Origin of the sequence: Lysinibacillus sp. KU-BSD001, assembly GCF_042920265.1 — a bacterium.
In the GTDB taxonomy this organism is placed as follows: Bacteria; Bacillota; Bacilli; order Bacillales_A; family Planococcaceae; genus Lysinibacillus_B.
Window position 1 is genome coordinate 72,620 of record NZ_JBDQZI010000012.1, and the last position, 11,677, is coordinate 84,296.

The 11,677-nt window shown below is 38.9% G+C and carries 12 protein-coding genes; 9 read left to right on the forward strand and 3 right to left on the reverse strand.

The annotated features are described in order from the left end of the window. The first annotated feature begins 197 nt into the window (after positions 1-197). The 9 genes from AAGS61_RS15990 (at position 198) to zupT (ending at position 8,658) form a co-directional block, all read left to right on the forward strand. The gene (locus tag AAGS61_RS15990; protein ID WP_391374076.1) at positions 198-1,151 is read left to right on the forward strand and encodes an ABC transporter permease; all 954 of its coding nucleotides are present in this window, start codon (positions 198-200) and stop codon (positions 1,149-1,151) included. Next, positions 1,141-2,097: an iron chelate uptake ABC transporter family permease subunit gene (locus tag AAGS61_RS15995; protein WP_391374078.1), complete on the forward strand. Its 957-nt coding sequence runs from the start codon at positions 1,141-1,143 to the stop codon at positions 2,095-2,097. The genes AAGS61_RS15990 and AAGS61_RS15995 overlap by 11 nt, the downstream gene beginning before the upstream one ends. Next, positions 2,094-2,861: an ABC transporter ATP-binding protein gene (locus AAGS61_RS16000; protein ID WP_391374081.1), complete on the forward strand. Its 768-nt coding sequence runs from the start codon at positions 2,094-2,096 to the stop codon at positions 2,859-2,861. Before AAGS61_RS15995 ends, AAGS61_RS16000 begins: the two co-directional genes overlap by 4 nt. A 258-nt stretch (positions 2,862-3,119) precedes the next feature. After that, positions 3,120-4,121: a siderophore ABC transporter substrate-binding protein gene (locus tag AAGS61_RS16005; RefSeq protein WP_391374084.1), complete on the forward strand. Its 1,002-nt coding sequence runs from the start codon at positions 3,120-3,122 to the stop codon at positions 4,119-4,121. Between the two features lie 72 nt (positions 4,122-4,193). Further along, positions 4,194-4,520, forward strand: a complete 327-nt coding sequence (locus AAGS61_RS16010) for an antibiotic biosynthesis monooxygenase family protein (RefSeq protein ID WP_391374087.1) — start codon at positions 4,194-4,196, stop codon at positions 4,518-4,520. Positions 4,521-4,632: 112 nt separating this feature from the next. Then, positions 4,633-5,223 (forward strand): phosphatase PAP2 family protein, encoded by a 591-nt coding sequence (locus AAGS61_RS16015; protein WP_391374090.1) that lies wholly within the window; start codon positions 4,633-4,635, stop codon positions 5,221-5,223. A gap of 240 nt (positions 5,224-5,463) precedes the next feature. Then, entirely contained in the window at positions 5,464-5,997 is a 534-nt protein-coding gene (locus AAGS61_RS16020; protein WP_391374091.1) for an NfeD family protein, read from the forward strand. A 12-nt stretch (positions 5,998-6,009) separates the two neighbouring features. Then, positions 6,010-7,464, forward strand: a complete 1,455-nt coding sequence (locus tag AAGS61_RS16025; protein WP_391374092.1) for an SPFH domain-containing protein — start codon at positions 6,010-6,012, stop codon at positions 7,462-7,464. A gap of 381 nt (positions 7,465-7,845) precedes the next feature. Then, on the forward strand, positions 7,846-8,658 hold the full coding sequence (zupT, locus tag AAGS61_RS16030) for a zinc transporter ZupT (RefSeq protein ID WP_391374094.1): 813 nt from the start codon (positions 7,846-7,848) through the stop codon (positions 8,656-8,658). 120 nt (positions 8,659-8,778) lie between these two features. Here zupT and AAGS61_RS16035 read toward each other — a convergent pair whose 3' ends face one another. The 3 genes from AAGS61_RS16035 to thrC form a co-directional block, all read right to left on the reverse strand. Further along, entirely contained in the window at positions 8,779-9,426 is a 648-nt protein-coding gene (locus AAGS61_RS16035) for an NAD(P)-dependent oxidoreductase (protein WP_391374096.1), read from the reverse strand. Positions 9,427-9,583: 157 nt separating this feature from the next. Further along, complete coding sequence (thrB, locus tag AAGS61_RS16040) at positions 9,584-10,480, reverse strand: homoserine kinase (RefSeq protein ID WP_391374097.1); 897 nt, start codon at positions 10,478-10,480, stop codon at positions 9,584-9,586. Continuing rightward, a complete protein-coding gene (gene thrC / locus AAGS61_RS16045; RefSeq protein ID WP_391374099.1) occupies positions 10,480-11,532 on the reverse strand; it encodes a threonine synthase in 1,053 nt (350 codons plus the stop codon). The genes thrB and thrC overlap by 1 nt, the downstream gene beginning before the upstream one ends. Positions 11,533-11,677: the final 145 nt, after the last annotated feature.

Sequence of the window (11,677 nt, forward strand, 5' to 3'; positions counted from 1 at the left end):
ATATCTCAAATTCGAGTGAATTATATTGTGCTTTAAGTAGAAAAAATGCTCGAAAACTACATATAAGGATAGAAATCATTGGAGTAGTTGATAATCATTTTCGACTAGCGGTTGATTTTATCGTATCTCCTGTCTATAATGAGAAACATAATCAGTGATAATCATTTTCAGTAAATATAATAAAAACGGAGATTGCGATGAGACTTTGGATTTTAATAGTATTGACTGTTGTTTTATCTGGTATTTCCTTATTTATTGGTGTCGTAGATATTACACCGAAAGATTTACTAGATTGGCAGTCAGACGAAACACAAATATTTTTAGCTAGTCGTGTTCCACGCTTAATGGCTATTATTTTAGCCGGTGCGGGGATGAGTGTTGCAGGTTTAATTATGCAAAGTTTAAGCCGCAATAAATTCGTCTCACCAACAACGGCAGGGACACTTGATTCTGCAAAGCTAGGTATTCTTATATCAATGCTCTTCTTCACGAGTGCTACATATATGCAACAAGTGTTATTTAGCTTTGCCTCTGCTTTGTTAGGTACATTTTTATTTATGCAAATTTTAAATCGTATTAAGTTTAAGGATGCTATTTTCATTCCATTAATCGGGATTATGTTTGGGAATATTTTAAGCTCCATTACTACCTTCTTCGCCTATGAAGCAGATATCATTCAAAATATTTCAGCTTGGTTAATGGGGGATTTTTCGTTAACGATTAGTGGCACATACGAACTTTTATATTTAAGTGTTCCTGTATTAATCATTGCCTATGTATATGCAAATAAATTTACGGTTGCGGGCTTAGGTGAAGATTTTGCGAAAAACCTTGGTGTTAAATATCAATACGTTGTGAACTTAGGGTTAGTACTGGTCGCACTAATCGCGGCGACAGTTGTGTTAACGGTCGGTGTTATTCCTTTCCTTGGTTTAATCATTCCGAATTTAGTATCACTATACAAAGGGGACAACTTAGCCAAAACAGTGCCACATACGGCATTTCTAGGTGTTTGTTTCTTATTATTATGTGATATTTTTGGGCGAGTTATTATTTACCCGTATCAAATTCCAATCAACTTAACGGTTGGGGTAATTGGCTGTGCAATCTTCTTAATTATGTTATTTAGGGGGAGAGCATATGCGAAATAGTACGAAGTTATGGATTTTAGCCGGTTTATCCGTCATATCGATGGTGCTTTATGCATTTTATGGCATACAGGAGGGAGCGTTTGGCTACGCCTTCCCGAAGCGTTTGATGAAAATTGCTGCGATGACATTAACGGGTGTAGCGATTGCCTATTCAACGGTTGTGTTTCAAACAATTACACATAACCGTATTTTAACACCGTCTGTCATGGGACTAGATTCTATGTATGAAGTGGTGCAAACATTTGCGTTCTTTTTCTTAGGGTCTACGTCGGTTTGGATTATGAACAAATACTTAAACTTTGGTGTTTCTATTGTGGCGATGGTGTTATTTGCACTCCTGCTGTATCGCTTCTTATTCCGTGCAGATAAACATCCGATTTATTTCTTATTGCTTATAGGGATGGTTTTAGGAACGTTACTAGGTAGCTTTACAACCTTCTTGCAAGTACTGATTGATCCAAATGAATATTTATCATTACAATCACGTTTATTCGCTAGTTTTTCAAAAGTAAATGGGGATTTATTGTGGGTTGCATTGGTAATTATTTTAGTCGCAATTATTTATGGCGTTCGCATTATGCGTGAATTAGACGTCATGTCATTAGGACGTGAAAATGCCATTAACCTAGGGGTCAATTACGACCGTTTAGTGATGAATGTGCTTGTTTTATCATCGGTTTTAATTGCGACGTCGACAGCGTTAGTCGGTCCTATTACATTCTTTGGGTTAATCGTAGCGAACCTTTCTTATCAATATTTGCAAACGTATAAACATTCTATTTTAGTACTAGGTGCGAGCTTAATTAGTATTGTGGCATTAGTCGGTGGTCAATTCCTCGTTGAGCATCTGTTTGGCTTCAACACAACATTGAGCGTCATTATTAACTTTGTCGGTGGGGTTTACTTTATTTATTTATTATTAAAAGAGAGTAGGTCTGCAGGATGATTCAAGTAAAAGAGCTAACGAAGCGATTTGGTAAAAAAGCGGTTGTCGATCATGTAACGGTTAATATTGAGCCGGGTAAGATTACATCATTTATTGGTCCGAATGGTGCGGGGAAATCGACGTTACTATCGATGGTAAGCCGCCTACTAGATGGGGATACGGGCGAAGTACTATTAGATAAAAGTGATGTCCGTCGCTGGAAATCAGATGAATTTGCCAAACGTGTGTCAATTCTAAAGCAATCAAACTTTATGAATGTGCGTTTAACGATTCGTGAGCTTGTATCGTTCGGTCGTTATCCATATTCAAAAGGTCGCCTAAATCAGGAAGATATCAAACAGGTAGATCAAGCTATTGCATACATGAATTTAGGTGATATTCAGCATAATTTCCTTGATGAATTGTCAGGTGGTCAGCGTCAGCGTGCATTTATTGCGATGGTGATTGCACAAGATACAGATTATGTATTATTAGATGAACCATTAAATAACTTAGACATGAAGCACTCCGTACAGATCATGAAAATTTTACGTAAGTTGGTAGATGAACTTGGTAAAACAGTTGTGATTGTACTACATGATATTAACTTTGCGTCTGTGTACTCAGATCGAATTGTAGCGTTAAAAGATGGTCGTGTGGTGAAAGATGGTCCGACGAATGAAATCATTAACTCACCAGCATTGAAGGAAATTTATGATATGGAAATCCCTGTACAAGAGCAGGATGGTTGCCGTATTTGTGTATACTTCAATTCCCATTCGTAATGGAGAATCAGTATGAGGAGAATCTGCGGAGGAATTATTTCAAAAATAGTTTATCTGTAGATTTTTCCTTTTCCCATAGTTGAGAAGGTTGTTGTAAAAGGGTTTTTGAAAAGGTAAAAGACTGTAAAATGTAAAAATAGGGAATTTACAATTGTTATTGACAATCATTATCAGTAGGAATATAATGAAAATGGTTCTGGTGATAATGATTATCATTTTAACGAAAATATAAAAGGTATACAAGGAGAGTAAAACAGAATGAAAAACTGGAAATTACTTAGCGTGATTTTAGCAATGTTAGTATTCGTATTAGCAGCTTGTGGATCTTCTGATGAGGAAGTAAAAGAAGAGACAAAAACAGGCTCAGATGCACAAACTGAAGAGCAAACAGATGCAGAAGAAAGTGCATACCCTGTAAAAATCGAGTCGACAATCGAAGGTTATGAACCTGTAACTTTTGAAAAAGCACCAGAAAAAATCGTCGTTTTTGACCTTGGTTTCTTAGATACATTAACAGCTTTAGGTGTTGAAGCTGACGGTGTTCCAACATCAAAATATACAGGTGAATTAGAGAAATATAACAATGATTCATATACAAAAATTGGTTCATTAAAAGAACCTGATTTCGAAACAATTTATTCATTACAACCAGATGTAATTTTCATTTCTGGTCGTCAAGCGGACTTTAAAGAGCAATTAGAAGAAATCGCACCGGTCGTATTCGTAGGTACTTCTAGCGAAGATTATTGGAATACATTCTTAGCTTCTACAAAAATCGCTGCTGATTTATTCGATGCTCAAGAAGAAGTAGATGCAAAAGTAGCTGACATTGAAGCAGCAGTTGAAGAAGCAAAAACAATCTCTGCAGAAGCAGGCAAAGCGTTAGTAACACTTTACAGTGGTACATTATCTGCTTACGGTCCTGATGCAGGTTCACGTTACGGCTTCGTACACAGCTTATTAGGTTTTGAATCAGCTGATACAGCTTTAGAAAACTCAACACACGGTCAACAAGTTGACTTAGAGTACTTAGTAAAAGTAAACCCAGATGTAGTTTTCGTAGTAGATCGTACACAAGTTTCTGCTGAAGAAGGTACAGTAGCGACTGAAGAATTCTTTAACAATGAATTAGTAAACAAAACAACTGCTGCACAAAACGGCAAAATCATTTTCTTAGATGGTGTTAACTGGTATGTAGCTAACGGTGGTTTAAACACAGAGTTAGCAAAAGTTCAAGAAATTATCGATGAACTAAAATAATGACTAAAGGGGGTGTCTAGAAAGTAAAAACTTTCCGGACATCCCTTTTTTAAAAAAAAGGAGCGATTAGGTATGTTTGTACAAATGCGTCGATGGACGGTAACAGAAGGCAATAGTGATAAGGTATTGGAGCGCTTTAAAAAGAAGCCAGGACAAGGACCATCTCTCGTTGAGCAACGTGAAGGTTTTTTAGGTCGTGAGCTATTGGTGAAAAAGGTACGCCGCGGTGAGGAAGAAGTGGTGATGATGGTTCGCTGGGAGTCAGAAGAAGCATGGAAGGCATGGGAGAAGAGTCCTGAACATATCGCCGGTCATAAAGCAAAGCTAAAAGAAGGTAAGCCTGAAAAGCCAGCATATATTCTTAATATGGAACATGCGAACTACATTGTTGTTGAATAAGCAATTATTTAATACAAATAATACATTTTTAAAGAAAACGTCCTTTCTTTATAGGGCGTTTTTTGTTATATATGAAGTGATTAGAGAATACTACATAATAGGTGATGATATGGTGAAAAAATGGCATGTATATTTAGCGATGGTAGGTTTTTTGTTATTTGTGACATTACTGTTTACGTATGAGAACTTACAAAAGTTCGATGAACAAATGGCATCGCTTTTGTATGGAAACGCAATATTAGAAGCATTTCATTATTTTGGAGATACGAAGATCGTCGTAATTGCTGCAGCGCTTCTTATTATTTGGCGAGCTTTTCGCCAAGATATCCGTGGGATGGTATTCGTGCTCTTAGGGATAGGTGGTGGCTATTTACTCAATCAAGTGATGAAACGTGTAGTGGAACGTCCACGACCAGAACTGCCAGATCAGCTCACATCCTATAGTTTTCCATCTGGGCATACGATGTTAAGCTTGCTACTCCTATTGATTATTGCTTATTTTATCACGCAAAAAATGCGTAATACAGGGCAGCAACGAATCGTTTGGGGAATTGCTCTTATTTGTGCGGTCGGTACAGGTTTGTCCCGTGTTGCAACAGGGAACCATTTTGCGACAGACGTGTTTGCTGGTTGGGGTCTAGCCTATGCATGGTTTATATGGATTGTTTGGTGGTATGAATCGAAGAAAGGGAAGTTCATTTAGGCACTCTTGATGAGTGTCTATTTTTTTGTTTAGGGGACGCTTGAATTTCGCCTAGTGGATGATGATGGTAGGAAACAAGTATCGACGTTTAGACAAAAGTGCTATTCCTTCTCCTTCCTACGTGTAGCAAGCGCACTAACCAATCAAATTGGTTGTTTGTTCTTTGAATTCAGAAATTTCTTGAAACTAAATGTGTTATCAAACGTATAGTAGGTAATTACATAATTTGGGGGTGGTTAAATGCTTTTTGGTTTTTCACTCGCTACTGTTTATTTAACGATATTAATTGTTATTGGATTAGCCACAATCCTGTATTTATTTTTTGCTGATGTAGCTGATGGCGTAGCAGAAGGGATACCGTTTTTTGACCCAGCTATTATGTTAGCTTTTATTACGATTACAGCAGCAGGTGGCTATTTGTTGGAGAAATTTGCAAATTTGTCTCATGTATTCGTTCTTTTGCTAGCATTGTTTATTTCATTCGTTAGTACAGCTCTTCTTTATTATTTTTTCCTCGTACCACTTCGTTCAGCAGAAACATCTCTAGCTTATACAGATGAATCACTTGCTGGTCAGACTGGGAGAGTGATTACACCGATTCCTATAGATGGTTTTGGTGAAATCCTTATTGAAACGGCTAGCGGTATTATTAATAAACGTGCGGCAAGCTATAATCACGTGGAAATACCGTACGATGAAGAAGTGTTAGTAATCGAGGTGTTAGATGGTACGGTTTATGTACAGGTATATGAAACTGTTTTTCCAAAAATTTAAGGGGGCGTTTGAATGTTAGGCGTTATTATTGCAATTGCGGTTGTTTTGTTTTTACTTGTTGCAATCGCAGCAGTTTACGTAGCGAAGTATAAAACAGCAGGTCCAGATGAAGCATTAATTGTCACGGGGAGCTATTTAGGAAGTAAAAATGTACATACGGATGAGGCGGGCAATAAAATTAAAATCATTCGTGGTGGTGGTACCTTCGTATTTCCAGTGTTTCAACAATCAGAGCCGTTATCCTTGCTTTCGAGTAAATTAGAAGTGACCACACCGGAAGTATATACGGAGCAAGGGGTACCTGTTATGGCAGACGGTACAGCGATTATTAAAATCGGTAGCTCCATTTCGGAAATTGCAACAGCCGCTGAGCAGTTTTTAGGGAAGGATAAGCACGAACGTGAAGCAGAGGCGCGTGAAGTGTTGGAAGGTCATTTACGTTCGATTCTAGGTTCGATGACGGTGGAAGAGATTTATAAAAACCGGGATAAATTTTCGCAGGAAGTACAGCGTGTTGCCTCTCAGGATTTAGCGAAGATGGGGCTTGTTATTGTATCGTTTACGATTAAAGATGTACGAGATAAAAACGGTTACTTGGAATCACTCGGGAAGCCGCGCATTGCCCAAGTAAAGCGGGATGCAGATATCGCAACGGCGGAGGCAGAGAAAGAAACACGTATTCGCCGCGCCCAAGCAGATCAAGAAGCGCAAAGAGCGGAGTTAGAACGTGCAACGGAAATTGCAGAGGCCGAAAAGGAAAATCAATTAAAGGTAGCGGAATTCCGTCGTGAGCAGGACATTGCTAAAGCACGTGCTGACCAAGCGTATGATTTAGAGCAGGCACGAGCAAAGCAAGAAGTAAAAGAGCAGGAAATGCAAATTAAAATTATTGAACGTCAAAAGCAAATCGAGCTAGAAGAGCGTGAAATTTTACGTCGCGAGCGTCAATATGATTCAGAGGTCAAGAAAAAGGCAGATGCAGAGCGTTATGCGATTGAGCAACAAGCGGCAGCAGACAAAATGAAGCAAATGGCGCAAGCAGAAGCAGAAAAATACCGTATTGAGGCACAGGCACAAGCTGAGGCAGAGCGTATTCGTTTAGACGGGATTGCAAAAGCAGAGGCTGAAAAAGCACAAGGGACGACAGAAGCTGAAATTATTCGCTTACGCGGTTTAGCTGAGGCCGAAGCGAAGCAAAAAATTGCAGAAGCGTTTGAGCAATACGGGCAGGCAGCCATTTTAGATATGATTATTCGTATGCTACCAGAATATGCGAAGCAAGTAGCGACACCATTATCCAATATTGATAAAATTACCGTTGTCGATACAGGTAGTGGCTCAGGTGGCGGAGCCAATAAAGTGACGTCTTACACAACCGACTTAATGGCAAGCCTACAAGAAAGCTTAAAGGCATCATCCGGTATTGATATGAAACAACTGATTGAAAGTTATGTAGAAAAGAAATAACAGACATAGAAGGGTGTCCAGAAAAGTAAAAACTTTCTGGACACCCTTTCACTTTATATATCATCTTAAAATTTTCGACAGTGACTGGTCAAAACAATCCCGTGTCAGCAAAAACCTGCCTTATCTAGTCAAAAGCCTGCAGTGAACCTTTAAAAAACATGTATTTTTAGCCGAAATACAAGCAAAGGAGACGAGAAGCTGGCAAACTGGAGGCTAATTTTTAAAGTTAATCGTGATGCTATAACATCAAAATGTACATAGATAGTTAATAAAAGTTGGTTAATAACATAATATATTTCTTGCTTAAAAAAAATTGCGCTAAGGAAACATTGTGTATATAATACAATTAATAAAACTAACAGATAGAAAGGGAAATACAGAATGGATGAAAATGTACTGTTAGCAATGGGACTAACCTTGTTTGCAGGGCTTGCAACAGGTGTTGGTAGTTTAATCGCGTTTTTTACGACGCGTACAAATACGAAATTTTTATCTATCGCCCTGGGATTTTCTGCAGGTGTTATGATTTATGTTTCCCTAATTGAAATTTTTGTGAAAGCAAAAGATTCGCTAGTCTTTGCACTAGGAGAGAAGCAAGGGTACTGGATGACGCTTGTAGGGTTCTTTGGTGGGATGGTAGTGATTGCATTAATTGATAAGTTTATTCCGAATAAAACAAATCCGCATGAAGTGAGAATGGTTGAGGATATTAATAAGGCTGAAACAAAGATTGCGGATGCAGATAAATTAATGAAAATGGGAACATTTACAGCGCTAGCGATCGCGATCCATAATTTCCCGGAAGGTATTGCCACCTTTATGTCCGCATTGCAAGATCCTAACCTTGGGATTGCGATTGCGATTGCCGTAGCTATTCATAATGTACCAGAGGGGATTGCTGTAGCTGTACCTATTTTTTTTGCAACGGGCATTCGTATGAAGGCATTTAAGCTGTCTTTATTGTCGGGGTTAGCTGAACCACTAGGGGCCATTGTAGCTTATTTAATTTTAATGCCGTTTTTAACGGATGTCATGTTTGGGGTTATTTTTGCGGGAGTGGCAGGGATTATGGTATTTATTTCATTGGATGAATTACTGCCGGCAGCCAAAAAATATGATGAAACACATTTATCCATATACGGTTTAGTAGCAGGAATGGCTGTTATGGCAGTTAGTTTAGTGTTGCTTGCGTGAAAAAGGGTGTCCAGAAAGTGAAAACTTTCCAGACACCCTTTCACTTTCTAAGAAATGTTGCTCCTACAGTGGTTGCAGTCATATACGAGCATCCTCATCACAAATGAAGCGTCTTCAATGTTAAGATGCAGACGTTACATTTTCGGAAGCTACTGTAAATACTGTATTGACATAATTTTTATTTTCAAGCTCATCAATGACCGCGACGGCAAAGTCTGCATAGCTAAGATAACTATTAAACTGAGAATTTACGACGAGGCGTTCACGACCAATAATATAATGACCTGTACGTGGGCCTTCTGAATCAAAGATGACAGACGGGCTTAAAAATGTCCATTGAATAGAGGAGTTTTGCAAGTCATGTAAATTTTGGAGTTGGTAATGCGCGGATTCACGTAAGTGTTCCGGAAACTCTTGGTGTTCCATTAAACGAATGGTATGATCTTGATCAATATATAAGCAACCAGAGCTACCTACGACAAATAGCTTTTTATTTGTCCCTTCTAAGAGTGAAATGAGGTGTTTACCTGCCTTTACATGCAAGTGAGCTTCACCAGTAGATGGGGCAAATGCATTAATCAGCACATCAAACGGCTCGATATCTTCCTTTGTTAAATGGAAAAGATCTTTTTCCATTGTTTTCACGTTACGCATTCTTAAATTGGCTTTGTTTATGACAATGGCAGTTACATCATGTTCTCTCATTCGTGCCTCACGTAGAATATGGCTACCTGCTCTACCGTTAGCAGCAATTAAACCAATCTTCATGTTCCATTTCCCCTTTCCTGTGTGGTAATTCTAAGTATACAACAAAAATAGCTCTAAAATGCATGGTTTAGCTATAAAAATCGAAAAATTCATACTTTTGACGTAAAGAAAGCTAACGCGGAAATAAAAAAATCGCCTTCAGAGGAAGGCGATTTGATTACATTAATGATTGAACAACAATACCATGTTGATCGGCTTTTGTTAAGATGACTTTATGTTCAGGGAATTTCTTCGCCATATCAGCGACAAAATGCTCTGCAATAGTAGTTGGTACTAAAGAAATAAGTGTTGGGCCTGCTCCGCTTAATGCTGTTCCGTAAGCGCCGTTTTCTTTCGCAGCTACATGGATTTCATGGAAAGCAGGGATGAGCTGAGCACGGAATGGTTCATGGAATAAATCATTTTCCATATAATGGCCCATACGTTCGTAATCCCCGGCAATGAGTGCAGCAGCTAACATATTCGCATTCGCACTTGCGCGTACCGCATAACTACGATCAAATTGTTCAGGCAAGACACCGCGTGCTTCCGCTGTTTTTAACTCTACATTCGGAATGTACACAACAAATGCAGCATCTACTTCCTGCACATGGATAGTATCGACAATACCGTTTTCATCCATTGCAGATACGGTTAAGCCGCCTAGTACTGAGGCTGTCGCATTGTCTGGGTGTCCTTCAATTTGAGAAGAGATATTTAATTTATCTTGTGTTGATAAATTTAAATTACATACGATATTCGCTAATTCAATTGCACCAACAATCGCAGCAGCACTACTACCTAGACCGCGTGCAAGTGGTAGCTCACTTGTCATTTCAACACGACATGGGGGTAGCTCTTTACCAAACTTTTCTGCTACATCACATGCAATTTGATAAATTAAATGGTTTTCAACGGTTGTATCGTTTGGGACATTGTCACCTGTGTGAATAAATGCCCATTCGTCCGCTAGAGATACTGTTAAATTTAAGTAGAGTGATAAACCTAACCCGATCGAATCAAAGCCAGGCCCTAAATTTGCAGTACTCCCAGGAACTGTAATTTGCCACTTCATTACAGAATGCCCTCGATATACGCACGGATTTCTTGTTCATCATTTTTCAGTGATACAAGATCAACTGTGGAAACGCTCATTGCTGTGTCAGGGTCTTTTAAGCCGTTACCAGTGAATACTGTCACAACTTGGCTACCAGCAGGGATTTTGCCTGCTTTTACGGATTTAATCACACCTGCAAGAGATGCTGCTGAACCTGGTTCAACGAAAATCCCTTCTTTACCAGCGATTAATTTGTACGCTGCTAAAATTTCTTCGTCTGTTACCATGTCAATAATACCACCAGACTCATCACGAGCTGCTTCAGCTAGTTTCCAGCTAGCAGGGTTACCGATACGGATCGCTGTTGCTACTGTTTCTGGGTTGGCGATTGGCTCACCTTTTACGATAGCTGCAGCACCTTCTGCTTCGAAGCCGAACACTTTTGGTAAACCAGTCCCTTTTGCGTCATTGTACTCTTTAAAGCCTTTCCAGTAAGCTGTGATGTTACCAGCATTACCAACAGGGATACATAAGAAGTCTGGTGCTTTGCCTAAAGAATCCACGATTTCAAATGATGCTGTTTTTTGCCCTTCAATACGATATGGGTTTACAGAGTTTACTAAAGAGACAGGGGTTGTTTCTGATACTTGGCGCACGATATTTAAGGCATCATCAAAATTACCATCAATCTCGATAATTTTTGCACCATACATACAAGCTTGTGCCAATTTCCCAAGTGCTACTTTCCCTTTTGGAATGACAACGATAGACTGGATGCCAGCACGCGTTGCATAGGCTGCAGCAGCTGCTGAAGTGTTACCTGTAGAAGCACAAATAACGCATTTCGAGCCGTCTTCTACTGCTTTTGCAACAGCAAATACCATACCACGGTCTTTGAATGAGCCAGTTGGGTTTGCGCCTTCAATTTTACCGTAAAGTTCGATACCGAGTTCTTTCGATAAATTCACTAAGTGTACAAGTGGTGTATTGCCTTCATTTAATGTTAAAGCAGGTGTATTTTCATTAACGGGTAAAAACTCTTTATATTCTTCGATTAAACCTTTCCACATAACAAGTTAAGCTCCTTTTGTGCTCACTGGATGAACAATTGTTTTTATATAAAAGACATTTTACTCCTACATAAATTCCATTTCAATAGGAAAACTATAAATAGTCTAAACAATTCGATATTTCAAGTTTTCATTGTCACTTTAT